The sequence below is a fragment of the Alkalimarinus coralli genome (assembly GCF_023650515.1).
GTDB lineage: Bacteria > Pseudomonadota > Gammaproteobacteria > Pseudomonadales > Oleiphilaceae > Alkalimarinus > Alkalimarinus coralli.
The window spans coordinates 3,489,281-3,516,265 of record NZ_CP096016.1 but is presented as its reverse complement, the minus strand read 5'-3'; the positions used below and the strand labels follow the sequence as shown (position 1 = coordinate 3,516,265).

Annotated in this window: 22 protein-coding genes; 10 read left to right on the top strand and 12 right to left on the bottom strand. The window is 46.1% G+C overall.

Going from position 1 to position 26,985, the window contains the following annotated elements:
• Window positions 1–2: 2 nt before the first annotated feature.
• The 3 genes from MY523_RS15750 to ltrA form a co-directional block, all read right to left on the bottom strand.
• Entirely contained in the window at window positions 3–866 is an 864-nt protein-coding gene (locus MY523_RS15750; protein ID WP_250655636.1) for a DNA-methyltransferase, read from the bottom strand.
• On the bottom strand, window positions 841–1,119 hold the full coding sequence (locus tag MY523_RS15745) for a hypothetical protein (RefSeq protein WP_250655635.1): 279 nt from the start codon (window positions 1,117–1,119) through the stop codon (window positions 841–843). Before MY523_RS15745 ends, MY523_RS15750 begins: the two co-directional genes overlap by 26 nt.
• A gap of 138 nt (window positions 1,120–1,257) precedes the next feature.
• Complete coding sequence (gene ltrA, locus MY523_RS15740; protein ID WP_250655634.1) at window positions 1,258–2,592, bottom strand: group II intron reverse transcriptase/maturase; 1,335 nt, start codon at window positions 2,590–2,592, stop codon at window positions 1,258–1,260.
• A gap of 705 nt (window positions 2,593–3,297) precedes the next feature.
• Between ltrA and MY523_RS15735 the strand changes: the two genes are divergently transcribed.
• From MY523_RS15735 to MY523_RS15725, 3 genes are all read left to right on the top strand, one after another.
• On the top strand, window positions 3,298–4,428 hold the full coding sequence (locus MY523_RS15735; protein WP_250655473.1) for an IS91 family transposase: 1,131 nt from the start codon (window positions 3,298–3,300) through the stop codon (window positions 4,426–4,428).
• 298 nt (window positions 4,429–4,726) lie between these two features.
• The gene (locus tag MY523_RS15730; protein WP_250655633.1) at window positions 4,727–5,293 is read left to right on the top strand and encodes a hypothetical protein; all 567 of its coding nucleotides are present in this window, start codon (window positions 4,727–4,729) and stop codon (window positions 5,291–5,293) included.
• A gap of 81 nt (window positions 5,294–5,374) precedes the next feature.
• Window positions 5,375–5,773: a hypothetical protein gene (locus MY523_RS15725; protein ID WP_250655632.1), complete on the top strand. Its 399-nt coding sequence runs from the start codon at window positions 5,375–5,377 to the stop codon at window positions 5,771–5,773.
• Between the two features lie 242 nt (window positions 5,774–6,015).
• Here MY523_RS15725 and MY523_RS15720 read toward each other — a convergent pair whose 3' ends face one another.
• From MY523_RS15720 to MY523_RS15705, 4 genes are all read right to left on the bottom strand, one after another.
• Window positions 6,016–7,077 (bottom strand): IS91 family transposase, encoded by a 1,062-nt coding sequence (locus MY523_RS15720; protein ID WP_250655631.1) that lies wholly within the window; start codon window positions 7,075–7,077, stop codon window positions 6,016–6,018.
• A complete protein-coding gene (locus MY523_RS15715) occupies window positions 7,074–7,976 on the bottom strand; it encodes a tyrosine-type recombinase/integrase (protein WP_250655630.1) in 903 nt (300 codons plus the stop codon). Before MY523_RS15715 ends, MY523_RS15720 begins: the two co-directional genes overlap by 4 nt.
• A 186-nt stretch (window positions 7,977–8,162) precedes the next feature.
• Window positions 8,163–8,564 (bottom strand): type II toxin-antitoxin system VapC family toxin, encoded by a 402-nt coding sequence (gene vapC, locus MY523_RS15710; RefSeq protein WP_250655629.1) that lies wholly within the window; start codon window positions 8,562–8,564, stop codon window positions 8,163–8,165.
• The gene (locus MY523_RS15705) at window positions 8,561–8,755 is read right to left on the bottom strand and encodes a type II toxin-antitoxin system VapB family antitoxin (protein ID WP_250655628.1); all 195 of its coding nucleotides are present in this window, start codon (window positions 8,753–8,755) and stop codon (window positions 8,561–8,563) included. Before MY523_RS15705 ends, vapC begins: the two co-directional genes overlap by 4 nt.
• Before the next feature lie 162 nt (window positions 8,756–8,917).
• Between MY523_RS15705 and MY523_RS21990 the strand changes: the two genes are divergently transcribed.
• From MY523_RS21990 to MY523_RS15685, 5 genes are all read left to right on the top strand, one after another.
• Complete coding sequence (locus tag MY523_RS21990; protein ID WP_370301089.1) at window positions 8,918–9,172, top strand: type II toxin-antitoxin system HicA family toxin; 255 nt, start codon at window positions 8,918–8,920, stop codon at window positions 9,170–9,172.
• On the top strand, window positions 9,169–9,504 hold the full coding sequence (locus tag MY523_RS15700; RefSeq protein ID WP_117618980.1) for a type II toxin-antitoxin system HicB family antitoxin: 336 nt from the start codon (window positions 9,169–9,171) through the stop codon (window positions 9,502–9,504). Before MY523_RS21990 ends, MY523_RS15700 begins: the two co-directional genes overlap by 4 nt.
• A gap of 430 nt (window positions 9,505–9,934) precedes the next feature.
• Window positions 9,935–10,792 (top strand): sialidase family protein, encoded by an 858-nt coding sequence (locus MY523_RS15695; protein WP_250655627.1) that lies wholly within the window; start codon window positions 9,935–9,937, stop codon window positions 10,790–10,792.
• Between the two features lie 5 nt (window positions 10,793–10,797).
• The gene (locus MY523_RS15690) at window positions 10,798–11,076 is read left to right on the top strand and encodes a ubiquitin family protein (protein ID WP_250655626.1); all 279 of its coding nucleotides are present in this window, start codon (window positions 10,798–10,800) and stop codon (window positions 11,074–11,076) included.
• Window positions 11,077–11,572: 496 nt separating this feature from the next.
• Window positions 11,573–15,166, top strand: a complete 3,594-nt coding sequence (locus MY523_RS15685; protein WP_250655625.1) for an FG-GAP repeat domain-containing protein — start codon at window positions 11,573–11,575, stop codon at window positions 15,164–15,166.
• Window positions 15,167–15,224: 58 nt separating this feature from the next.
• Here the strand turns inward: MY523_RS15685 and MY523_RS15680 are convergent, their stop codons facing one another.
• From MY523_RS15680 to MY523_RS15660, 5 genes are all read right to left on the bottom strand, one after another.
• A complete protein-coding gene (locus MY523_RS15680; RefSeq protein ID WP_250655624.1) occupies window positions 15,225–16,337 on the bottom strand; it encodes a dihydrolipoamide acetyltransferase family protein in 1,113 nt (370 codons plus the stop codon).
• A 34-nt stretch (window positions 16,338–16,371) separates the two neighbouring features.
• Window positions 16,372–17,424: an alpha-ketoacid dehydrogenase subunit beta gene (locus MY523_RS15675; protein WP_250655623.1), complete on the bottom strand. Its 1,053-nt coding sequence runs from the start codon at window positions 17,422–17,424 to the stop codon at window positions 16,372–16,374.
• Complete coding sequence (pdhA, locus tag MY523_RS15670) at window positions 17,417–18,502, bottom strand: pyruvate dehydrogenase (acetyl-transferring) E1 component subunit alpha (protein WP_250655622.1); 1,086 nt, start codon at window positions 18,500–18,502, stop codon at window positions 17,417–17,419. Before pdhA ends, MY523_RS15675 begins: the two co-directional genes overlap by 8 nt.
• A 62-nt stretch (window positions 18,503–18,564) precedes the next feature.
• Complete coding sequence (locus MY523_RS15665; protein ID WP_250655621.1) at window positions 18,565–19,587, bottom strand: Leu/Phe/Val dehydrogenase; 1,023 nt, start codon at window positions 19,585–19,587, stop codon at window positions 18,565–18,567.
• Window positions 19,588–20,004: 417 nt separating this feature from the next.
• Complete coding sequence (locus MY523_RS15660; RefSeq protein WP_250655620.1) at window positions 20,005–21,027, bottom strand: AraC family transcriptional regulator; 1,023 nt, start codon at window positions 21,025–21,027, stop codon at window positions 20,005–20,007.
• Between the two features lie 212 nt (window positions 21,028–21,239).
• On the opposite strand from MY523_RS15660, the gene MY523_RS15655 reads away from it, so the two are divergent.
• Both MY523_RS15655 and MY523_RS15650 read left to right on the top strand, forming a co-directional pair.
• Entirely contained in the window at window positions 21,240–23,006 is a 1,767-nt protein-coding gene (locus tag MY523_RS15655) for an autotransporter assembly complex protein TamA (RefSeq protein WP_250655619.1), read from the top strand.
• Window positions 23,006–26,671, top strand: a complete 3,666-nt coding sequence (locus MY523_RS15650; protein WP_250658834.1) for a translocation/assembly module TamB domain-containing protein — start codon at window positions 23,006–23,008, stop codon at window positions 26,669–26,671. The genes MY523_RS15655 and MY523_RS15650 overlap by 1 nt, the downstream gene beginning before the upstream one ends.
• The last annotated feature ends 314 nt before the right edge of the window (window positions 26,672–26,985 follow it).

Sequence of the window (26,985 nt, the reverse complement as noted above, 5' to 3'; positions counted from 1 at the left end):
TTTTAAAGTAGTTTTCTGTTGAGTTGTGAAATACGCTTTTTAGCAATTTCGGCATACTCTCTGTTTAGCTCAACCCCTACGCACTTCCGATTTAGCTCAATTGCAACTTGTGAAACGGTGCCTGACCCTAAAAATGGGTCTAGCACTGTATCCCCAGCATCACTACTTGCAAGCATACACTGCTCAACCAATTCGGGAGGAAAAACAGCAAAATGAGCTTCCTTAAAAGGTTCTGTATTTATTGACCAAACAGTCCTCTTGTTTCTCAGTCTTTTTCCATCTGCAGTTGGTTCTTTAATCGCTATATGATCATAATGATATTTTTCATTTTTGCTAAAGAGAAAAATATACTCGTGTGATCTTGTTGGTCTATCTTTTACTGACTCAGGCTGACAATTTGGCTTGTACCACACAATATCTGACCTCAAATACCACCCATCAGCCTGCAAGGCGAAAGCAATTTTCCATGGTACACCGATAAGGTCTTTTGGTTTTAAACCTTCAGGTGTTGGCGCTCTGTAAGACATCCCTCTAGCAGCATTTTTCTTATCTGCATCTCGCCAAGTTCGGCCTCCACTAGTATAGGAGTCTCCGATATTTAGCCATAATGTCCCGTTATCCTTGAGTGTTCTTCTAACTTCTCGGAATACTAGAACTAAGTCCTCTATATATTTATCAACAGTGTTCTCAGCTCCAATTTGCCCCTCGACGCCGTAATCTCTTAAACCCCAATAGGGAGGGCTAGTTATGCACGATTGGAAACATTCATCAGGAAATTCGCTTAAAACCTGCCGAGAGTCACCAATCTCAATCGATATATCAGAAGTATCAGGCAAATTGCTATTTAGTTTTTTTGCTGACGTCATATTTTGCTGAAGCCTCCTTGATTAATCGCCCCATAATTTTGTTCACTTTTTCATGATCACTAGTGCCAATTGGATATGATGGGCTTTTTCTGCCTGCAACAGCTCCTTTGTATACCATCTGAACCTTGGCAACAGGGATGAATGTATCATCCCATTCCTCCATACCAACAGATACACGGTATTGAGTGTCATCTGGATGAGGAGGGCTAGCTGAGACGTGCTCAATGAGCTCTGGAAAAAATGTCTTTGCCACTATAGTATCCTATAGGTTTCTATAGTGGCCCATGGTAGTATCTAGTACTGTATGTGTCAACAGTGCTTAATCGGGTAACCGGGGGTATCTAGCCCCCAGTCCCCACAACACCCTGCATGCGGGTCCGCACAGGGCGTTTCACTCAGGATAGTGAAGCTTAATCCATCCATCACGTAACGAATAAAGGCCCTCAGATTTCAAAAACTCCAATGACAGAGCTTGATTGATACCTGGAGTCTTAGCGCTACGCCATGGGCCCTTGCTGGTAATGCCACAGGCAACTGCCGCCTGAACGTGAACACCACGTTTCATGAGATTTCGTACTTTGGTTCGTGGCTTTCGCCATTGACGCCAGTAGGCCATCCGCACTCTGCGACGAATCCAATGATCCAGCTCGACACAATGCTGATAACAGTTAGCGATACCAAAGTAGTTAATCCAACCACGTAAGTATAGGCTCAGTTTGAAGAGCTGATATTTCATCGAAACTCCCCAGTTGCGATTCGTCAAACGCCGAACTTCCTGTTTAAATTTCTTAAGAGAGTTCGGGTGCCATTGAATGCGCCCAGCCTGGAAGGTAAATCCCAGGAACTTGCACTCACTGGTTTTGACGACGTGGCTTTTGGTCGTGTTAACAACCAGTTTCAGGCGGATTTCAAGAAAACGGGTGATACTTTTTAGTACCCGTTCGCCTGCTCTAGGACTGTTAACGAGAATCGTAAAGTCATCCGCATAGCGGGCAAAACGGTGTCCCCGTTTCTCAAGTTCTTTGTCCAGCGGGTCGAGCATGATGTTAGCCAATAAGGGAGATAATGGACCTCCTTGAGGTACACCTTCTCGACTCTCGATGTAGAACTGGTTATCGATAATCCCAGCTCGGAGGTAACGTTTGATCAGTTGTAATAGGCGCTTATCCTTCACCTTTCGGCCAAGAAGCGTCATTAGCAGATCGTGGTTAACTCGGTCAAAGAACTTGGACAGGTCAACATCAACGGTAAAACGGCGTCCCGTTTTGATGATGCGTTGAACCTGCTTTACCGCCTGTTGCCCATTTCGGTTAGGCCGGAATCCAAAGCTATTGCTAGAAAAGCCGGGATCGAAGATAGGCGTAAGCACTTGGGCGATGGCTTGTTGAATCACGCGATCAGTGACCGTGGGAATCCCCAGTTGGCGTTTACCACCATCAGGTTTATCGATTTCCACTCTTCGTACTGGAGCCGGTTTATATCGTCCTGAGTTCAGGTCATTAACCACCGTTTTCCAGTGCCCATCTCTTACCCAAGCAGGGAACTCATCAATGGTCATGCCATCAATGCCAGCGGCTCCCTTGTTGGCTCGAACTTGTTTCCAAGCCCTTTGAAGATTCTCGGCTTGGAAGATTTGTTCGAATAGATTATTGCCAAAGGCTGGCTTCAGATCACTACGCTGAGTCACGTCATCGCCAGTCGGCGTTCGTGTATTCAAGTCTGACAAGGCTCCTCCTTTATTCAACTAAGTGTTCAGGCCTTCACCATGTCCCATCCATTACGATGGGCGTTGGGCTACTATGCCGTCTGCTGACTTCTGATAGATCACCACCATAATTGCTTATCGTAGCGCTCCCTTTGCTAGGCTGGGTTGCTGCTGGTTCGCTCGCATCCAATCGCAGCTATTGATGCGCCAAGAGTTGATCAACCAGGCTCTCACTGGTAATCTCCGCAGCGTAAGCGCAGGACGCTTGTCTATCAGATCTCCCCGGATAAGAGCATTAACTTTCACTACACAACTGCATCATTTACGGTGGCCGTTAGATCACCTGGCTTCGTTGTCTTGTGCCAACTCGCCTTCAGCCTACGCCTCATATGATGTTCTTGTTCATCAGCTCGCAGCTTTGCTAGCGGCTTCCTCCAGACCGCTCCTCACGGATTGGCCCTTGCCATTCGCTAGTAGTTATCGTTAAATCGTTTAGGATTGATTTAACGGTGACCTTCCTACAGAGGACTTTCACCTCATTAGTTAATGCCCATGCCGGGCGTACACAAGTTGCTGCACACGGATAAATTACTCGCTACGCTCCCAATTTACCGGTGAGCAAAGCGTTAAATTCGCCAGGCAAAGCCTGGGGAAGACCTATCAATGATCTCGCACGCATAGAATAAGTACTGTAAATAAAAACAGTATAATGTTATAACTTCGTTTATGGAAACGAAGACTCTACAAGGACTGTTGGAGCAGCACTTACCTAAAGTGCGGGAACATATAAAGCTCCCGGTGTATCAACATAAAGCGTTGGATCGCCTTTCCGTTTGTCGCACACAAGCGCTGGGAGGGCATACCCAGTATTGTCCCAATGGTCATGTTAATGGCATTTGGTATAACTCCTGTAAACATCGAGCTTGCCCGCAATGCCAAGGACTTGCAAGTGAAGAGTGGCTTCGTAATACCCAATCCATCCTATTGAACTGCCCGCATCACCACGTCATCTTCACCATCCCTGAAGCCCTGAATAAACTCTGGCAATATAACCGCGAGTTTATGACAGGGGTCTTGTTTAAGGCAGTGCAGGAAACACTCCGTGAATTCGCTAATGACCCAAAATACTTGGGGGCAACGCCGGGTATACTGTCAGTTCTTCATACCTGGGGGAGAAACTTATCACTACACCCGCACATACATGTGTTGATCAGTCATGGTGGTTTAGATGCCAAAGGTCAGTGGGTTGAGCCAAAGAAGGGTAGTCTCTTTCCTCAAAAACCAGTGATGATGGTATTTAGAGGTAAGTTATTGGCAACACTTAAGAAAGCGCTAGAGCAAGAAAAGCTGGTTTTACCTAAGGGCGAAATGACTCATAAAGTAAAAGCGATGCTAAATCAGCAGGGGCGAAAAGATTGGGTGGTACATTTTTGTAAACGCTACGACCATGCTAGAGGTGTCGCCAAGTATCTTGCACGATATGTTAAAGGAGGGCCCTTTCGAAACCAGCAGATTAAATCGACTAATGAAAGCCACCTGACATTCAGCTATCAATCACACCAGACAGGACGAAAGGAAAAGCTGACGATCAGCTACGAAGCGTTTGTTCAGCGTTTTATGCAGCACATACCTTTACCCCGAAAGCAAAGTACAAGATACAGTGGCCTTTATACATCAGTACAAAGAGAAAAACTAAACGTAGCACGCAAACAATTACGGCAAAAGCCGGTGCCGAAGAGATTAGAGCTGGACTGGAGTAGCTACCTCGAAGAAAAAGGATTTAGACCCGCATGCAGTACCTGCGGTTTACCGATCTACCATGGAGAGGCAATAGAAAAATTAAAACAGATTCATTGATAATAAGAGACATAGCCGTTGATAGCTATGGGGTTAGTCGTGCCCGATAAAAAGAGATTGACGAAACAGGCGTCTAGCATGCACACTCAAAAACAGGTTAAAAGGCAGCAGAAGAGATGTTGTGGTAATGAAAAAATAGATCAAACCACCATAGATCAGGAAGGGGAAGCGTCGAATTCCGGAGCTGTGAATTTAACAAGGTGATGCAACGACCTCACTCGGGATAGAACGGTGCTGGTCGTTTTTTTAGGGGCCGAGTAAGGTCGATGATCAAAGCGTTATAATTTTTAGGAAGTTTATGTTTAGAGTATTAATCGTATTAGCAGTATTTTCATTAAGTGGGTGTGGTGGAGGTTCTTCATCGAGTTCAGAGTCACCCACTACTGAAATAACAAATTCAGGAAGCACAATTATTGACGGAACTTGGCAAGCTGATTGCCTCGTAGCAGGTAGTAGATTAAAGGATATTAGATGGAATTTTAACGATGGTGAATTTTCTAGAACGACCGAATCTCTTATAGGTGGTTGTGGTTCAGACATTACTTCAACTACAACCAGTAATGGAACCTATATTTTGGGTTCAGAGGTTACTATGTCAAGTGGAGTTATCGCCAACAAACTTGACCTTACCTATCAAAACGAAGACAACACACAGTCAACTATACTAGATGTCGCATATATAAATAACGATGAGATATATTTTGGTATAGAGAATGAAGATGACTCTTGCGAAGGTGAGCACTATGAAGAAGAGCGAACTGAAATGATAATTGAGAACAATCTAATCATTGGCACAGAAACTATCACAAGGTGCTATGCGAGACCTGTATCAGTAAACTTTGACTTACCATACGTTCAATTATAACCAAAAAATGTTTAGGACAAATAATGCTGCGCTCCTTCGTCACTCCACATTATTTGCCCAAAATTTAAGCGTTAGGCAAATATGAATAAATATCAGCTTCAAATAACAGAAGAAAATTTCACTATCAAAAAAGATGGTGAGCTATTTTGTGAGGGCGGTTTTCTCCCTTCGTTTGGATCGTATAGCTTTTCGTTTACTATATTGGACGAAGTAAAATATGTAATGAAATCGTCAGGAATGTTTTTTTGGCGAAAAAATTGTTTGTATAAAAATGATTCATTAGTTGAAGAGTATTCGGTTAATAAAGCAAAGGAGAGCAATATTAAGTTAAATTTTGTTCCTAACTATCAAGCAGAAAATTGTTTAGTTAAGTGGTCAATCGACTCAATAAATAATGAAATTCAAATTATCTGTTTAGTTATTTTAGGGTATATTAACTATCAACATAAAATTACTACTGGTTCAGTACCGGCTGCCTAACTAATAAGGATAGGTCGCGCGAAGCCGCGACTTAATCCTATTGTTGGACAAGCCCGGTACTTATTAATAGGAAATAGCTAGATCGGTTTGAAGGGATTTTCTTGTTGCTACATTTAGGCACTTTTCTCAGGCCGAGCGCGGCCATTACCTCAACCTTAGCGTAGTCAGTTTACTCTTCTATATTCACCTATTTTTCATTTTCTCCTTCTACTGATGAATGGCATCCCTGATTTTTTAGTCCCTTAGCTGGTCGGCTGAGTGAATCGTTTAGGTTTGAAAAACTGAATGACGGCCATGCTGAGTCCACAGCTTGGGCACCGATGCGCTCTTTTTTTGTTGATTGCAATGTCGGGAACTTTGGCCTGCAATATCAGCTGCAACCGTTTCAACGTTTGCTTGGCATTGCTATGCAAAAAACCATAATCACGGGCACGTCGAAATCCTTTTGGCAGCACGTGTTGTAAGACTAACCAGAGAAACTCGGTCGCCGGTTCAGTGCGTGTTAGCCATTGCTTGCTTTTATTTTCTTGATACTTGAAGGTGACTCTTCCTTGTTCATAGCGAGTAATGTTCTTTTCGCTGATGACGCCACGATAAAGATATCTGGCAAGATAAACGAACGCTGACTCGCCTTGGCCGACATGCTCACATTGCGTCACCCACGCTTGAGGCGTGTTTTGGGGGAGACAAAAGCCTTGTTGTTTCATGGCGTCAATGAACTTTGCCCGGAAGACCTTGGCCAGCGACTTGCCATTAAATAAATATTTACCGGATTTTTGTCGCCATGAGACTTTGTTTTTGTCCAGGCCTCCGTTGGGCACAATAAAGTGAACGTGTGGATGAAATTCCAATCGTCGTGAATGGGTATGTAATACCCCAGTTAGCCCTAAATCAGCGTGGAGTTGCTTATCGTTTTTTGCAAACGTGGACAAGGTCTGCCGGGCAACGTTAAACAGGGTTTGATAGCCCCACTTCTGATGGTGCCAGACAAAATGCCTGAGTTGTGTGGGCAGCGTAAAGGTCACCATATAATAATCAACAGGCAGCAGCTTCTGGCGTTGACGATCTAACCACTGATTGTTGGTTTGATGCTGACACGCAGGGCAACTACGATGGCCACAGCTGTGACAAAAGCGTTGCTGCTGTGAGCAGGGGGCACAATGAAATTCAACTTCACCACAGGCCGGTGTGTGACAATCAATAATGGATTGCATGGCGTGATGATGTTGACGACTCATCATCGGGCCATAACATTGCGTGAGTGCATCTTGATGATCGCGCATAATCTGCGCTAGCGTAATCATGATTCAATCCAGTTAATCTCGAATTGATCGACGAGCGCATTAACCATGAGTGCGCTGTTTTGGGCGGCTTCTTGTGTCATTCGGGTGTATTTGGCGGTGGTGTCTGGACTCACATGACCTAAATAGGTTTGGATTGAACGAAGGTTCACCCCATTTTCTAACAAGTGGGTCGCAAAGCTATGGCGTAAGGTATGGATGTGCACATTCTTGGCAATACCACACTCTTTGGCGATTATCTTGATGGCTTTTTGAACCCCTCCTTTATCCATGACCATCTCTTTTCCTTCTCGGATATAAGGCGCTTTTCCTCCTGGAAAGATTAGCCTGGGATGGCGATGTGTAGCCCAGTATCGACGTAGCGCTTTATACGTTAGCAAGGGTAAGGGAACGAAACGGTCTTTATTCCCTTTACCACGGCGAATATGAACCCGCATCAAGTGACCGTCGATATCAGCAATGGTTAAGTTGAGTGCCTCAGTTAAGCGCAAACCGAGACTATAGGTGGTCAGAAAGTAGACCTGATAACTCAGTTTGTAGGTATGATTAATAATGAGTTCCACCTCACTCACGGACAGCACATCTTGCAGTGGTTGTAACTTGGGCGGTTTGACGATGTTGATCCAAGTCCAGGGTCGATCAAGCACATGTTTATAGAAAAACTGAATGGCATTGCGGGCTATCTTTACGGCACTCCAGGAACGGGTTTCAACGAGTTGCATAAAGTAGCTTTTAAGTTGATCTGCAGTCAGGTTGTCAGGGCAACAATCAAAATAATCGCCGATCTTCCGCAGGTAGCGAGAATACATTTCGATGGTTTTAGGGCTTTTGCCTTGCAGGGTTAATTCGTTAAGATAGCGTTCATATAAAAGAGTGAAGCGGGTTTGTTCGTTGATGTTCATAAGAATACTCCTCGAAGCCTTCGGGATTGAAGGTAAAAGAAGTAAAGACGACAAGCTCTTCTGCCGCATAGCGGCTTCGTTCAACAAGCGCATCTTGCCGGACTGTCACTTCATGGCTTTGCTTGTGCCTGGCTTCGCCAGTTTGGCACAAACAAAACCATTCCGTTCCAGCCGCAAATGCGGGCGTTATGTTTTTGAAATAGCTGAAATTAATCCGCAGTGTTCTACAAACGGTTTGAAATCTCTATCGGTAAAGAGAAGTGGCAATTTATTATCTATACAAAAAGTCGCAATAATCACATCCGCTGTTTTCCTTATCGTAACGCCTCGCTTTCTCAGCAATCGATAATAGTCCGCACATTGCAATACCATCCTATGACCAAGCATTTCATATTGGTCTAGTTTTCCAAGTATCGACTTGGTCTTATTGTATTCTTTGTCGCTCTTTATTCCCTGCAATATCTCAAGCAATATTAAATCGCCTAAAGCAACATTTCCCTCCATTAATTGCTTGTCTAACTCATCGGTAAAAGGGCTCACTACACCGTTAAAATAATCAATCCAAACACTTGTGTCAGCAATAATCACTTATCGCCTCGCATTTCGTTTAAATCGCCTTCCCAGTGTATTTTGCCTCTTAAACTCCGTACAGCCTGTTGTTCATTTAGCTTAATTAGTAGCTTCAAGCCTTCTTCAACAGCATCTTTCTTTGTATTTAAGCCACTTACTTTTAAAGCATTTGCCATTAGTTCGTCATCAATTACAATGTTTGTTCTCATAAAAACACCTGTGTGTACAATGCTTGAATTTAATACACACTAACACAATAAATAAACATAACCAAGCGTTCAACCGGACTCGCCTTCGGCTCGCGCGGTTAACGCGGCGTTAAGTTTCAAGAAATAGATTGTTATGATATCGCCATGTGATATCATTAAGGGATGAATTCTAAACAAAAGCGCACTTTGAAAGCTATATGCACTGATCCGGTATCATCCTCTTTAGCGTGGAAAGATATTGAATCTCTTTTTGTATCTTTGGAAGTTGAAGTAATAGAAGGCAATGGTTCTCGAGTAAGGTTCCATAAGAATGGAATTATTGCGAGTTTCCATCGACCACACCCGAAAAAAGAAGCAAAACCATATCAAGTCAGAGATGCACGAACCTTTCTCAAACAACTAGGAGTAGAGCCATGAGTAATTCAATGGTATATGAGGGTTATGCTGCTCGCATAGAGTTTAGTTCAGAAGATGAGTGTTTTATCGGGCATATTGCAGGCATAAAAGACGTTGTAGGCTTTCATGGAGAAACAGTTTCAGAGTTAAAAACTGCATTTGAAGAAGCTGTTAATGATTACCTAGAAACATGTCATGCAGTTGGTAAGACACCTCAAAAACCATATTCAGGTAAGCTAATGCTACGCATTCGTCCTGAAATTCACGCAGCTGTTGCTACGGCAGCGGAGTTAAGCGGGCAAAGTATAAATCAATGGGCATCTGAAGCGTTAAATAGAGAAGCGAGCTTATAAAAAACTTAACCAGGCAAAGCACAGGATGCCAAATACTCCGCGCTTCGCGCTCCATATTTGTCACCTGTGTTCGCGGCGTTATGTGCAGGCAAGTATGGAGAAATATGAAAAAAATATCCTTCGTGTATCTATTCTTTTTATTCTCGTCGGTTAGTTATGCTGAACCTTTTTTATATGAGGATGGCGTATATAAATTTAAGGCCGAAAATATTGATGATTGTTACGAACTGGGAACTAGCGGCTATGGGCATCTTTAGATCATGGCCATTGGGGGCCAAAGCTATCTTCTTCTGAGGACGGTGGCCAAACATGGAAGGAAAGGCCTGCTATAAAATACCCCGCGGGTGCGCGATACATTGCCAAAACCATACCTACCCCGGACTTTGACCCGAACGCGCCGGCTGGGAAGCCTGAATACCAAGCGGCCTCGGTGTTAAAGATCTGGAATATTGAATTTGGCAGCGCATCTCAAGCGGGTAGGCTTTATGCCGGGACGATTCCGGGTGGGTTGTTTTTCAGTGATGATAACGGAGAGACTTGGCAGCTCAATCGACCACTTTGGAACCATGAGAGTCGTGGCGGAGACTTGTTCAGTGGTGACGCGACCAGCGAGAACAAGTGGGACGGCACACCTGCCAGTATTGACTATGGTGTTTTCGAGCCGGGTATCCACTCAATTATTGTTGACCCCCGTAACCCTGATCACCTTTATGTTGCCGCATCTTCGGTCGGGGTAATCGAAACGACCAACGGTGGTCGCACCTGGGCCGCCCGTAATAAGGGAATGTTAATGGACTACATGCCCAACCCGAAGGCAGAATGGGGACATGATCCGCATTTTGTAACTGCTTGTCCTGGACAACCAGACTTTCTTTGGCAACAAAATCACTGCGGTGTTTTTTTTAGTAAAGACGGTGCACAGAACTGGAATAAAGTCAGTATGCCAGAGAGTGGAGTGCACTTTGGCTTTCCCATCGCGGTGGACGCTCAAGATGGACATACCGCGTGGGTCGTGCCCGCGAAAGCAGACTCAGAACGTATGGCTATTGACGGTGGCTTGTTTGTCGCGAGAACCACCGATGGCGGTGCGTCGTGGCAAACATTTCGTAGCGGCCTACCGCAGGAGAACGCATATGATATCGTCCTCAGGCATGGCTTGGATGTTTGCGGTGACTTCCTGTGTTTTGGCACTACCACCGGCAATCTTTACGTGTCAGATGACCGTGGAGAGACCTGGCAATGCCTGGGGAATAACTTTCCGCCAATCTACTCGGTACGATTTGGGTAAATACGATGCCTAGAGTAGAAATGACATCCCACCTTTACCGTTTCTTCCCGGTGTTGGAGAACCGTGAAATATTAGTGCCGGAAGGCTCAGTGGCTGATGTTGTTCGTTCGGTTAACGAGATTACCCCTGGTTTTTCGGATTATGTACTTAATGACTATGGGGCTCAGCGCCGACATGTTTTAATTAGCATAAATGATAATCTCATTGTTGATAGAAACGCGCTCACAGACCGGGTAGCGGAAGATGGCACGGTGTATATTTTTCAAGCACTGAGCGGAGGGTAGAGTAGAGGCTACTATTGGTAACTACCGGCAGCACTCATTAGCCAGAAAGTGTCGGCAGGAAAGTATCAAGCCTGTTTCTAGCCCTTAATCTTCAATGATCACCTAGCTTTGACTTGATGCTCGAGAACAAATAAGCCCCCTATTCACCTGTTAGCCCTGCCGAGTAATGCGAGTGTCTCCAAACAGGGCCGGAAGTGTACCGGTATATGTTGAACGAAGTGAGTTCACGTGTTCATTCAGACTCTCCTTGCCCTCTTCATTTTACTTAAATTTTCATTCTTGATATCAAACAAGCCTGTTCATTTTTAAGCCAGTAAAATACAATCGCGCGCTTTCGATGGAATGCTTAACTTTATAGGGCCATGGAAGGGGCTAGCAATCGCTAACCTTGTTTTCTCGTTCCTTAGATCACTATATTCATTCCAGATTTGTGTCCTGCCATCGCATTTAGCGGCCGCTGGACTTAGTTTGTTTCAATCAAAGATGGAGAAGCCTTGTGTTTAGAGGTTGTGTAGTAATTGCTGTAAGCCTGTTGTTCGTTGGTTGTGGTGGAGGAGGCGGAGGCAGCAGTGACTCTGCCAGTTCCGGTGGTACAAGTACGCTTTCAGGAACGGGGCTTGATGCAAAATATAAAGGTGATCAGAGCCTAGCAACGCTGGATACCTCAACATCCAAATTGGCAGCACACAGTTATACTGAAATAACATCTAAGGTATTCGCATCTGCTTATCCTCAGCTTGCATACAATGTTTCCTCCGATGGTCCTCAAGCACACCGACTAATATCATCCCAACGTACCAGCTATAGTGACATTCCTTATCTAAAGGAGTCGATATTTAGCCAATTCACAAAACAAGCGTTTACTTCTTATAATTCGGGAACGGAACATTGCGACTCTGGGACTTTAGAAATCGTTGAAGATATTGATGAAGCATCTGGTCTTGGAACCTCTACCGTTACATATAATAACTGCCGATTTTACAGTGTGACTTATAACGGAAAGATCACTTACGAAATCATCAGTAAAGACCAAGGTGGCTTGGTCAGTGAAGGTCGGCAAACGTTTGAAAGCTATACGTCCAAAGCCGAAAACTATCATAGAGAGTTGGATGGCCATGTGTACTTTCGATTTGAGGGCTCAAACCTATCGTCTCAGCGTCACATCGAATCGGACTTACTAATCAAAGACAATATCAAAAATGAAACGACTTACCTTAAAGATTTTATATATACCCTAGATAGCGAACAGCAAACACAGACTTTGAGCGGCAAACTGTATCAGTCTAATCTAGGATATGTGACTTTAGGGTTGGATGAGCAAAGCGTGTTTGCAGTAATGTCCGGAGCAAATGAAAGCTCTTTACTGCTCTTTCCTGAACAAGGAATTGACCCGGTTACTCAATATTCTGAACAGGGTTATAGGTTGTTGCTAGATGAAAATGGTGATGGCGAATATGATTATGCTACTTGGTTTGGCGCAACTGCACTCAGCCAATATGAAGATGACAAAACGGAGAATCACGCGCCTGAGATACGTGCCGAAGATAGCGTGACCGGCAATAAAAATGAAGTCATTTTTCTTACGGTAGACCTGATTGATAGCGATTACGATTTTATAAACCCACAATGGAAAATTAAGAGCCAGCCGGAAGGGAGTACTTTTGATGTAGAGGTTTCCTCCTGGAACATTATGGAAATTACTGCAAATCTGGCAGGAACCTATGTTCTTGAAATTATAGTAACTGATAGCGATGGTGCCACCACGACTAAAGAGATTACTATAGTCGTTTCTGGAGAGCCCGCAGAGTTCAATGTTACAGGCCCTGCTGAGCTCAAAAACGGTGAAGTGTACAGTGCACAAATTGATGTCTTAAATTCGAGTAGTGGATCTTTCAGTTATAAATTGGCTTATGGGCCTGACGGGATGTCCGTTGACCAAAGTGGCCGCATCACGTGGACTGCCAATGCATTACCGGTTACTAGATTTTCTACCGCGATTTACGGTGTTGTGGTTGTTAGTCCGGGACACGAGGTGTTAAAAGAGGTTGAAATAAAAATTGATAGTAAAGGCTCTGCCAACTTTGTTAGGACGCCTCTTTCTACTCCAAACAGAGAAGATGATATACATATTGTTGACCTTGATGGTGACACGAAAAACGAAATGCTGGTCTTCTCAGAGGAAAAGCAGCTCCTATATACGCTTACTTTTAGCAATAACGATTACCAGCAAAACTGGATACTGGATGAAAGGCTGGGAAACAAAAGCGCAACTGGAGCAACGACGGGAAAAATAGGCTCAAAATCGTATTCTGATATATTTGTCACGACTGAAGATAAAATTTATCGTTTAGACGGCAAGAGCAAAGAAATTTTGGCAGAAGCTGAATTAACTAACATGTCTTACGTAAAGGGAATCAGCGTTAATGATGTTGATGCTGATAGTACACTCGAAGTTACCATTCTTGGATCCTATGGTTCTTACTCAAATCAAGACAGCCTTGTTGTTTTTGATGCAGAAACACTTGTAAAAGAGTGGTCTCTAGGTCGAAATGGTCTCGGAAAAAGTATGACAGTGGGGAATGCCGACAACGATTCTCAGTTAGAAATTATCACTAGCGGAGGGTATGTTTTTGATGGAGCTTCAAAAGTTAATCAATGGCTTTATACAGAGACGTTTGGCGCATTCCTAGCGTTGGGAGATACTGATGGCGATGGCGATACTGAACTGGTTGCTGTTGATGGTAATTATAGGGGCAAACTCAAAGTTTTTGACGTTTTAAATAAAGTGTTGGTTTCACAACAAGATCGAACACATAGTTGCGGCATTAAGGCCTTAAATCTTGATGCGGATGCTCAAGACGAAGTTGTAATATCAAATTGTAGCTCTACGAATGCCTTCTCTATTCTTGACCTGAAATCCTCAGACACCGAGGACAAGGATGTGGGTGTTAAAAGTGACAATCAGGGGGCAACTTTCAGCTTAACGCATGGCGATGTTGATAATGATGGCGATATCGAATGGGTAGGATCTCATAAAGGAAGGCTGTTCGTTTATAATGGTCAAAGCCTAGAATGGCAGGACGCTACTTGGAAAGGGGTTAACTTAGGTGGGCATTATCTAACTCTGCATCAGGGTCCATCAAACTATTCTTATTTTGCCAGAAGTGTTTTGGATTCTAGCTATAGAATTCTAGAGTTTTCTCCGTTGACGGGCATGCCAACAATAAGCTCAGATGTTAACGCTGGCTATGCAAATTACCTGTCGTTTACGGGTTTTGATTACGATAATGACCTTATTGATGAGGCCGTATTCTCTTCACGCCTGACAAACGGTAGCGGACTTAAAGTATACGATATAGGTAATGATATCGAAGAGTGGACAGTTTCAAGTAGTGAGAATTCTCAATACAAACTCCAATATGCCAACATGAATGCGGATAACAAAATGGATCTTGTAGCCATAGCACGAAACCGTATTGAGATATTTGATCTTTTTGATCAATCACTCATATGGAGCAGCGATAGACTTAATGACGGAGTTGAAGACTCAGCGGTTTATGACTTTGATAAAGATGGAGTTTCAGAAGTTATTACCCTGGACAGTACATCAATAAAAATATACAAGAAGTCCACAGACGGGGTTGTATTACATAGGAGCAAAACGTTAGATTCACTTTACTATTATGGCAATAAGTTAGTAGTAGGTGATGTTAATGGTGATAGTTTAGTTGACATCGTTATTGCTTCAATTGATTACTCTCAACCAGGCAAGCGTCAAAAATTCGTATCTTTTTCAACGGACTTGACTGAAACCTCAAGGGTGTACGGTACAATAGAGCTAGAGAAATTTAAACTACTGCCTGATTGCACAAGTGAAAACTGTTATTTGTTTGTGCTTGTAGATAATTCAGCTGGGTATCCATATCGAGATCAACTTGCCATTGCATCAACCAAGACTGGAAATATTGTTTGGAAGTCTTCGCCATTGCTGGGGAAAATAAAAGAGGACTCTCTACAAATATACAAACATGGTGATAGCTATAGAGTTTCTTTAGGCATGGAAGGAGGGGTATCGTTCCCTCGACATTGAGGCTCATGCTTAAAAATACCAATATCCCGGCTGAAACCGGGATATTCTCATGTCCACCTCATGCAGACTGCAAATCCTCAATTAATGCGGCCATAAACCGCGCCGCTTCGCCGCCTGTAGCAGCTCGATGGTCGAAGGTGAGTGAGAGAGGCAATATTTTTCTGATTTCCATTTCGCCATTTCTGGCCACGACTTCGTCTCTTGCCACGCCGCAGCCGATGATGGCGACCTGCGGGGGCACAATAACCGGGTTGGCGTAACGGCCTGCAATTGTGCCGAAGTTTGAGAGTGTTATTGTTGCGCCCTGCATTTGAGCTGGGGGAATCGAGCGTTTTTTAATATCCGCCCGCATCTGGTCAAGGCCTTCTCGTAGCTCTTTAAGTGGTCTTTTGCCAACGTTATTGAGCACGGGTACAAAGAGCCCTTCGTCAGAGTCGACGGCGATACCAATGTTAACTTCGTTGAGCAGCCGCAAACTGAGGGTGTTGCCATCAAACCAGGCATTCAGGTTAGGTGACTTTTTACAGGCCTTCGATATGGCCTGAATAAGTCTCATAGTGAGATCTGTGTCGGGGCTCCAGTCGTTGATGTCTGCATCTTCCATCAGGGTAACGGGCACCACCTGGGCGTGCGATAGGGCCATCGCTTTGGCCATTGTGCGCCTGACCCCTTTTAACACATGGGCCTCACCGTGGGTTTGTTGCAGTTTGGCGGCTTTCTCTACGTCGTCTGCGTTAATCATCTGTTTACCGGGTGCAGGGGTCAGTTGCTCCAGGTCGACATTGAGATGTTTGGCGAGGGCTCGCACGGCCGGCGTACTTTTTACGTGATGAGCCTGTTGGCTCGAAGGGGCTGCGCCGATGATAAAGTGGTCGGTTGCTGAACCAACTTCAGCAGTTTTTAGCTGGCCGACTACGGTTCCGCCATCGTCTTGTTGATCACTTTTGAACTCCACCAACGGCTCTCCGGTATGAATGATGTCGCCTGTTTCGCCAAATAGCGCGACCACCTTTCCATCCTGAGGGCAGGGAATTTCCACAATGGCTTTAGCCGTTTCAACTTCTACCATTAGCTGGTCAGCCTTTACGGTGTCGCCTGCCTTTATGTGCCACTGTACAATTTCGGCTTCTGGCAGACCTTCCCCTAAATCTGGCAGTTTAAAATATTTCATGAATTCACCTTCTTGATACTCTCCACCTGAGCGGTTAGTCAAATGCCATAACATCGTTAACTGCATGAACAATTCGTTCAACGCTGGGCAGGTAGTAACCTTCGTTACGGAGGTAGGGCATGATGGTGTCGAACCCCGTCACCCTCTTAACCGGGGCTTTGATGTCTAATAGACAGTGCTCCGCAAGGTGAGCAGCTATCTCTGCACCAACTCCTGCGCTTCTTGCCGCTTCATGGACAATAATGCAGCGGCCCGTTTTAGCGATTGAGCATTCAATGGTGTGAATGTCCAGTGGGCTGATAGAGGCGACATCGATCACCTCACAGTCCACTCCTTTATCTGCCATTAGCTCTGCGGCTTTCAGCGTCTCCTGAATCATCGCTCCCCATGACACCAGGGTCAGGTCACTGCCCTCTCGTAATGTAAAACAGGTGTCTAATGGCAGGGCGACGCCATCATCAATAACTGGTTGGGACACCGCGCGGTAGATGCGCTTGGGTTCGAGAAACAGAACCGGGTCGGGGTTTCTGATGGCAGACAACAGCAGCCCGTAGGCCCGAAGGGGTGAACTGGGAATGACCACTCTAATACCGGGTATATGGGCAAATAGCGCTTCGGTGCTCTCGGAATGATGCTCTGGTGCATGAATGCCGCCACCGAATGGGGCTCGAATCACCATCGGGCAACTTAGCCTGCCTCGGGTGCGGTTACGCAGTCGGGATGCATGGCTGATAATCTGCTCCATTGCTGCATAAATAAACCCCATAAACTGAATCTCAGCAATCGGCTTAAGACCCTGGCTGGCCATGCCAATGGTTATGCCGCCAATGAGTGCCTCCGCTAGGGGCGTATCCATAACGCGTTTTAAACCAAACTCTTTTCTGAGGTCTACTGTTGCTCTGAATACACCGCCGTTTGCGCCAACATCTTCACCCAGCATCACCACACTGTCATCCTCTTCCATGGCATGTGCCAGTGCGAGGTTAATGGCTTCAACCATGGTCTGATTGGATGGCGTGGTATTATTTGCATCGACTGGGTGAGGGGCGTCTATGCTTGTCTCGCTGACCCTTGCTTTGCTATTCACGATGCTGACCTCCTGCTCCACCCAGTAGGCAGACCTCCTGATACTGTTGTTGTAAAGGGACGGGGAGTACTTCGAACAGGTGGTTGAACATTGCAGATGGTGGTTCAGGTTTGATGTTCAGGTACTCCTCGACGGTTTTGTCGACCTGTTGCTTAACCTGCTGCTGGAGTTGGGTTTCTTTGTCTGAATCCCATAAATGCTGATGGTGAAGGTAATCCCGCAAACGTTTAACCGGTTCCAGGTCCCAGCCTTTTTTGAGTTCTTCATTGCTGCGATAGCGTGTGGCGTCATCTGCTGTGGTGTGATCGCTCAGTCGGTAGCTGACCGCCTCAATCAGGGTCGGACCTTTGCCTGAGTGAGCCCGATTTAATGCCGTGAGCATGGCATCGTAGAGTGAGACAAAATCATTGCCGTCAACCTGAACACCGGGAATACCCGCACTAATGGCTTTCTGTGCGAGTGTTTCACCGTGAGACTGTACCTCTCTGCGGGTCGATATGGCCCATTGATTGTTATTGATGGCCATTACCATCGGCAATTGCCAAACACCGCTTAGGTTGAGGCTTTCGAGAAAGTCGCCTTTTGAGGTGGAGCCGTCCCCGCCAGTTACCACTGAGGCTCTTTTTTCACCGCGAATTTTAAATGCTGACGCTATCCCAGCGGCATGACAAAACTGAGTAGCGATAGGCACACAAACAGGCATATCTTCCTTGCAGTGTTGGTAGTCGCTGCCTCGTTCGTCACCGCCCCAGTACTGTAAAATCTCTGTGAGCGAAACGCCTCTGAGGTACTGCGTAGCATGATCACGGTAGTACGGGACGAAGACATCATCGCTACGCATCGCCAGCCCAATGGCAATACCAATGGCTTCCTGGCCTAGTGATGACGGGTAAGTGCCCAGTTTACCGGTGCGTTGCAGTGCAACGGCCTTTTGGTCAAACGCTCGAATCAGTACCATGTTTTGATAGGCCTCCAATAGCAAGTCATGGTTGACCGTGTTGGGCAGCGGTTTGATAAGCTGGCCGTCGTCAGCGATATACTGCGTTGAGCTGATTGAAAAATCGTATTGTCTATTCATCCTGTTCTCCCTGAGCCCCCTGTATCATCGACCCGCGGACTAATGCTGCTGACTGAATATTGTTATTCCCGGTAGAGCCGCTGCTGAGCAATGTGGTCGGCAACTTCGCTACTGGGTCTGTTCTGGGCGCTGGATTCTGCAAATATCTCGCTTAGCGTTGCGGCGATTTCACTGGTTTTTTTGGCAATATCGGCGGCCGGTTGATGGATGTGGTTCATCGAGGCATAGATCAACCCTCCGCCATTGATTACATAGTCAGGGGCGTACAAGATGCCCTTTTCAAAGAGTCGCAAGCCGTCTTCTTCGGTTGCTAGCTGATTATTGGCTGAACCCGCGATAACCTTGCATTTGAATTGGGGAATGGTGTGGTGGTTGACGATCGCGCCTAACCCACACGGAGAAAAGACGTCACATTCGGCTGCGTAAATCTCATCGGGGGCAACGGCGGTAGCGTTAAACTCCTTGGCGACCTGCTGAAGCCGGTCGGCATTGATATCGGTCACGACAAGCTTGGCGCCTGCGTGGTGAAGTGACTGGATCAGCGGATAACCGACATTCCCCAGCCCCTGTACTGCAACGGTAATGCCCTTTAAATTTGATTGTTTGAACGTGCTTTTGACGGCCGCTTTTATACCTTCAAAGACACCTTGCGAGGTATAAATAGAGGGGTTATCTTCATGACTGGTACTGGTAACGTGGCTTGTTTGCTGATTAATGATATCCATCTCAACCGCAGAGGTACCACTGTCGATGGCAGTGATATAGCGGCCATTGAGCTCTTCAACAAACCGACCGAAAGCGGTAAACAATTCTTGACGGTTAAAGTGCCCGTTAGGCTTCATAATGACTGATTTGCCTCCTCCTTGCGGCAAGTTTGCCATCACCGCTTTGTAGCTCATTCCTCTTGCCAAGCGTAATGCATCGTTAATGGCATCATCCGCGGCGTTATAGTGAAGGAATCGGCAACCGCCCAGTGCGGGGCCCTTGCGGGTATCATGAATGGCAATGATGGCTTTGAGCCCTGAGTCAGGGTCATATTTAAAATGAAGGTCGTGTGCTTTGTTGGCTTTGAGTCGTTGGAACATCGCTAATCCTCCAGCAACGAACATCTCACTTAGCCCGCATTCGCAGGTGTATCGTTAATGTTTCGATAACGATGGGGCCAATGGCCTTCTAAGTGAAACATCCGGTATTCACGTTTAGCACAAGGTATCAACGGAGATTGGCTTTTGGCCGACTTGATGCGGTGGGTATGGTGTACCCGTTTTGCTGCATCAGGTTAATCCGTCTGCTGTGCCACAGGTTTTGCCCGCGTGTACGGAGTCACGTAATTAATCCAAGTATAGTAATGGATTGATCATTTATTGAACTGAACGTTTAGACCGACATGTTATAAAGCCTGGCAGTATGATTGCTACGAGTAATTAGTCGTTAGGGAATGGGTAGGCATTTGAGCAAATTGGCAGGCACTCGCATGCCTGCTAAAGCCTGCCAAGATATTGTTATTTCTGATATTTTGCTGGTGACGAACCGGTCCAGCGTTTAAAGGCCCGGCTAAAGGCGCTGAGCTCTGAAAAACCGAGTAAGAACGCAATTTCACTGAGCGAGTAACGTTTTTCTTTAATATAACGAATGGCTTTTTCTTTTCTAACGGCTTCGATTAGTTCCTGGAAAGAACTGCCTTCGGCTTTTAGTTTTCGATAGAGGGTATGGCGGCTCATACAGAGTTGTGAGGCTACCTTCTCTGCATCAATATCGCCTTTTGGCAATTGCTTGGAGGCAATGACTTTGACCTGATCCGAGAGTGATTTTTTGGGCCTGATCTTGTTCAGCAGTGTTTCAACGTGTCGGGTCAGTACCTTGTGAAGGTAAGGGTTACGTTTGGGAAGTTCAAACGCCAGAAACTGTTTCTTGAAGACAATCGAGCAGTGGGGCTGATCAAATTTGATCGGGCACTGAAATATCCGTTGATACTCGTCTATGTAACCCGGTTCAGGGTGCGCGAAAGCAACATACTCCATTTTTAATTTTGAGCGAATCAGTGTGCGTGCTCTTATCACAGAGATGGCCATGGTACGATCCATGTTGGCGCGGGAGTAATACTCCGGCCGCTCGCAAATATAGTTTAGATAGGCAAAGTCATCATCGACATAAAACTCTACCCGCATGCCTTGGTTGACCAGCTTATAGAGCCTTTCAAATTGCTTTAATGCTTCTCCCAGCGTGGCATTGTTGAAGAATATATGGCCTACCACTCCCATATCGTCGGGGTTGGATGACTCTCCGACATGAAGGCCGACCGCCGGGTCTTTGGTAAACTGTTCGGCAATGTCCCACAGGGATTGAAAAGTTTCAATGGGAATGCGTTGATCCGGCTGGTCAAGCTTACTCAGTGTCAGACCGGTCTGGGCTTCCAGCTTCTTTTTTGAGAGCCCTTTTTTAATAAGGTAGCCCGATAACGAGCGAGTGGAAGAGGCATTTACTGTGACTTCGTTGTTATCGTCTTGTTTGTCTTTTGCAGTCATTACCACAGTGATCAATCCTTAGACGTGTGAGTGGTTTAAGTTGCCCAACGTTCTTGATTTGTCACTATTCAGTATTTCAGGTTTTAAGGAAAATGCAAAGAGGTCTGTTTTGCCTGGTAGTTAGCGGTGAAGGTTATTCATGGTACGATATCACTTTAATTTACTTCATTACTCGGTTTGTAAGGCTTTGAATTCAGACTGTCAGGTGTTCTTTGAAACGACGAAATAACGGTCACGGTTTTACGGCAGCACTCGCTCACCATTGGGCCCTCAACGGGCTTGTGTTTTTTGTCTTAATTTTTCTTGCAAGCCCATCTGTATTGGCGAATGTGGAGGTTATTGTTACAGGGGGGGATAAAGCGTTAACGGATAATGTAAAAGCCCGTATCGGAGATGTTGATGATGCGGAACTTCGTAATCCAAGGCTTTTGGAGCGAAGGCTTAATAGTCTGGTAACCGATGCAGTCCAAGTATTGGGTTATTATCACTGCGAGTGGACGATTGAGCTGGCCCCTGACAAGGTCATAGTTGAGCTGGCCCCCGGGCCGCCAGTGGTTTTGCTGGCGCCTCACATAAAAATAAATGGCCCAGCTGCTGAACTGCCGGTATTCAATAAAATAATCAAAGATCATCCGCTTACGGCTGGAGAGCAGCTGGATCACTCTAAATATGACGCACTGAAAAAAGCGCTAATGCAGAAGGCGCAAAGTCTTGGCTTTTTCGATGCGAATTATACGGAAAGTGAACTTTTGGTGGATGTACGTCGTAATGATGCACAAATCAGACTGATGATGAAGAGTGGCGAGCGTTACCACTTTGGTGAGGTCACCTTTGATGGCAGTCAGCTTAGCTCTGAATTTCTACATACCATCGTGCCGTTTAAACAAGGGGCCCCTTATGAACGAGAGTTGCTGGTCTCCTTTCGAAGGAAACTATACGAAACGGGTTACTTTTCGTCGGTTTCGGTGGATACGGAACGGGTTGTTCGAGAGGGGCAGAAGCAGGTTAACCTAAAGGTGAGTGCAGAAGATACCAGCCAGCATCAATTTGAGGTGGGGCTAGGGTTTGACACCGACAATGGCCCAAGGGTGCGCTTTAACTGGGGCATGCCTGTTATTGGAACCAGAGGGCACGCCTGGAACTCTACCTTGGAAGTCTCGAAACCTGAACAAGAGGTCAGTGCCACCTACCGAATACCGTTGCAGAAGCCGCTGACACATTTTCTGATGTTTGATACCGGGTTCCTTCATCAGGAGATCGAAAGCACTGAGTCGAGCCTGTTTAATGTCGGCGTGGCAAGGCTTAACCTTAAAGAGAACAACTGGCAGCTGCGCTATGGTGTAAGTGCAGACTATGAACGTTATCGACAGTCTGATGATGATTGGGTTGATGTTTTTTATTTAGTGCCCAAAATTGGCTGGATGAGAAGTGAACTGGACAAAGGCCGCAGCCCGGCACATGGTTATCGATTGTGGCTAACGTTTTCTGGAAGTTCAACCGAACTGGGAGCTGATGCCAGTTTTTTTAAAGCGCATGCGGGTGTTCGTTGGCTTACCCCGCTAGGTAAAACATCCTTCAGGCTTCTTTCACGGCTGGAACTTGGGGGTATTGCAACAGACGATCTGCTTAAAGTGCCGGTTTCAAGGCGCTTCTATACCGGAGGTGATCAAACGGTTCGAGGCTATGACTACCGGTCTTTGGCAACTCGAGATGAAGAGGGCGAACTCATTGGTGGGCGCTACCTTAATGTTGGCAGCCTGGAGCTGAGTGGTCGAATTGCCGAGCATTGGCGGGGTGCTGTTTTTGCGGATTCTGGTCGGGCTTATGATGACCCTGACGAGTCATTCTCCAGCAGTGTGGGCGTTGGCGCTCGTTGGTTGTCTGTCATAGGTGAGGTGCGAGTTGATCTGGCACACCCATTAGATAGCGATGCCGAAAACCCTATCATGCTGCATATCTCCATGGGGCCACCGTTGTGATGTGGCTAGTGGTGAATTTCCCTTCAGCCGTCGTTATTGCATTAAAAGTGCTGCGATGGCTGCTCTATGTTTTCGGTGTGGTTGTGCTGATTGGTTTGGCATGGTTGTTATCAACCCGCGAAGGCACGCAGTTTATTGCCGGGGTTGCGAGCCAGCAGCTGCAAGAACTACAGCTGGATGATGTTGAAGGTTATGTACTGGGTGACTTAACGGTTGGCCGCTTGCAGTGGCGTGAAGAGTCAGTGGTGGTTACGGCTCACTCTGTCAGCCTGAACTGGTCACCACTCTGTTTATTGAATAATAAACTATGCATTGAGCCCCTCTATGCGGCACGCCTTGAAATCACGGTGCTACCCGGTACCGAGGATGATTCACCCGCTGATGATGGGCTACCGGTTATCTCTATGCCGGTAGGCCTTGTGATCGATGAAACCCATATTAAAACCCTGCAATTAACCATCGAGGGGCAGAGTCACATCATTAACGGCCTTAAGTTTTCCGGGCGTTGGGTAGATACCTTGCTTTCGCTGTCGGACTTTGCCGCCAGCTACAACGGATCAGATCTAAAAGGGCTGGGGTTATCTGGCAAAGGAGAGCTGGATTTTTCGAACCCGTGGATCAGTCAGTTTGTCGGGCGAGTGGACTATCCGCTTCCCGCTGATATAAGTCAACAGCCACTGGCGTTTGAATTTGAGCTGCATGGTCGTCAGTTAGCCTTTGACATAAAAGGTCAGCTGTCTGGCGATTGGCCGGCACAGCTTTCGTCAACAATCTCTTTTGATGACCCTCGTTTGCCGTTGTCGGTAAGTTTCGACTCACCTGCATCATGGATTGTTCCGCTAGGCAGTGAAACGACACCGCTGGATATTTCGCAGTTCTCTGCTGATGCCAGTCTCCGAGACCTGTCCCTTGAGGTGGAAAGCCGTCTGAAAACTGCCTATTGGAGTGAGTTAACGGTTTCGCTCGATGCACAATGGATAGAAGATCGCTTGCAACTGAATAGCGCTACTATCGACTCTAAATATGGTCAGCTACAACTGCAGGGGGCATGGGTTACTAGCGAGCAGATGCCGTTTGATTTCAGTATACAAACTCACCAGCTCGCCCTCCATCAAATCAGTCTTCCTGACTCTGCGACTCCGCCAGTGCCGTATCCTGTTATTTTTGACAGCGACTGGCGTATTTCAGGCACTGCTAGTGAGAGGCCAAATATCAGCTTTTTGCTTAAGCGCTTTGCAGGGCAAATTAACCAATACCCCATTGAGGGGCATGCTGCATTCAGCTATGACACTGAAATGTGGCATGTGAAAGAGCTTGCCGCGTCTTCGGGGCTTAACAGCCTTAATATTAGTGGTTCATTGGGCGCGAATGGTAAAGAGTTCAAGGGGGTTGAAGCGCATTTTGACATTCCCGAACCGGAACGCTGGATACCGGAGTTGAAAGGTGCCGTTGAAGGGGCGGTCAGTCTTGATGGCTCAATCGAAAAAGCTGACATTAGTGGAAGGGTGACATCCAGCAAGCTGAATTATGATGACATATCCGTAGGTGCTATTGAGGCGGAGTTTGACATTGTGCAGTCGGGTTTTCAACCGAGCATGCTGGTATTCAGCGCCGAGGCGTTAACCTACCAAGGCGTTGAGATTGAATCGACCGACTGGCAGTTAAAGGGTGATATTAATGGCACGTCTGTCAAAGCGGGGGTCACACTCAGTGACACAGGTACTGCCACTGCACAGTGTGACTTAACCTGGGAGCTGGGGCAGGGCAGCCAGAATTTTACGCCACCGGATAAGGGGCAAGTTGAAAGCCGGTGTGCAGATGTACGGTGGCGCTCAGATACCTATCCTTATTCACTGCTTACGGTTAGGAATAAAACCCCCATTGTTGTTAATTGGAATTTTGCCAGCAAGGCCCTGTTGATTGAACCGTTTTGCCTTGTCGATGATGATGTTGAGATCTGCAACCATAAAGACGCGACCTGGGACCCGGTTAATGGCTATTCATTATGGCTCAATACAGAAGCACAGCCTCTCAACCAACTTATTCAACGTTGGAACGTTAAGGGGTTAGCGGATAACCGTATTGAGAACGTAGGGCTACAGGGAGAACTCAGCGGGTTTGCCAAAATAAGTCAGAAAACCGGTGGCACCATTGATGCTGAAATCGCATTGCGTGTTCCAAAACTGGATCTGTTATTGCAGCGACTCAGACCGCAAGTCTATGACAGTCGCTCAAAGCACCACTTAAAAGATGACTCCAGCCCATCAGTGTCGATAGTTTTTGAGCCACTGACCCTTTCATCGACCATGCAGAATGAAAATATCACCATGAAGGCTCAGTTCTCATCTCCCCAGTTAGGTGATGCCGAAAGCCAGATGAGACTGACTGATATTGCTAAAAAACGGTTACTGGAGGGTGAATTTTCGCTAAACGAGCTGAACCTGAACTTTATGCAGCCACTTTTGCCTGCTGTTGAGACGCTTAAGGGGCTGTTCTCGAGTCAGTTAAATGTGGCGGGATCGCTTAATAAGCCAAATTTATCAGGGCAATTCAGGCTGTCTGATGGTGAGTTTAAGAGCGACTATTTACCCGACCGTTTTCATAAGATTGGTGTAGAGGGAGAATTCAGTCAGCAGCAGCTTGATTACAGTGGCTCGTTTAAGCTGTCGGGTGGTGAAGCCAGTTTAAGTGGGAACCTTAACTGGCAACAAGAGTGGGTATTGAATACCTCTTTAACCTCAGAGTCGTTCGACATTACGCCTCGCTCAGGTGTTAATCTCAAGTTAAAACCGGATCTGAAGCTACAGCTTAAACAGGGCTTTGCCGACTTATCCGGGACGCTGGAAGTGCCTCATGCTCGAATTAAGCTGGACAAGCTCCCTGAAGGCACTAAATCGGTCTCCAGTGATGCGGTTGTCATTGGAGATAGTCAGGAGGATTCCAATGCTAGCCCATGGCGTTACCGGGCAGATATCAATTTGATTCTGGGTGATGATGTGTATTTCAGAGGTTTTGGTGTGAACACCTATCTCACAGGCCGGTTATTGTTGAGGCAACGACCGGGGCGTGAGCTGGTTGGTATAGGGGAGATTGCGACAGAAGACGGTTTCTATACCCTATTTGGTCAGCGCTTAACGGTTAAAGAGGGGCTTTTCATATTCAATGGCCCGCTTGATTCACCCGACCTTCAGCTTGACGCGATGCGCTCTATTCCTAGCAGCGCTGTGAAAGTGGGGGTGAAGGTAACCGGACCAGCGGCTGAACCGGAGGTGATCTTTTATTCGCAACCGACTATGAACGAAAGCAGTATTATTTACTATTTGCTAACCGGACGGCCCCCTGATCAAAAGTCAAATAACTCGGCTCTTTTAAATAATATGGTGCTATCTGCGGGGGTCTTTGGTACAAGCGACTTTACCGAGAAAATGGCCAACAAGATAGGCGTTACTGATCTGCAAATAAGTACTCAGTCAGATGAGGAGGGTACCAGCCTGGAGGTGAGTGGTTACGTGTCTCCTGATATTTACTTGAAATACGGTACAAGCCTTTATGATGAGGCGAAAACAGTGGCCGTGCGTTACCGGCTTCAGCCTAACCTGTTTATTGAAGCGGCAGGCGGACTCAGCAGCTCGCTGGATCTTATATACCAGTTTGAGCATCGTTAAAGGTTGTTTACAGGTTGCAACAAATAGTCAAATGATCGACCCATACTGTCAAGCGACTGAAATATATTTTAGCTACTATGAGCGCGTAACTTAAACAAATTATCCGATATCCCGATGGACATAACTCAGGGGCGTCGGATCGGCAGAGCTTATAAAAGGCTAGGAGAGAATTGTCGTGGAATTAGAAATCTTTGTACCTCATTCGGATCTTGAACAACAAAATATGGATGCATTGGCTGTTTACCTGAACGAGATGTATTTCTGCTAGCGTTTTGGTGCAGTTAGTCACTCAGTTAGAAAGTTGTCAGCACTCG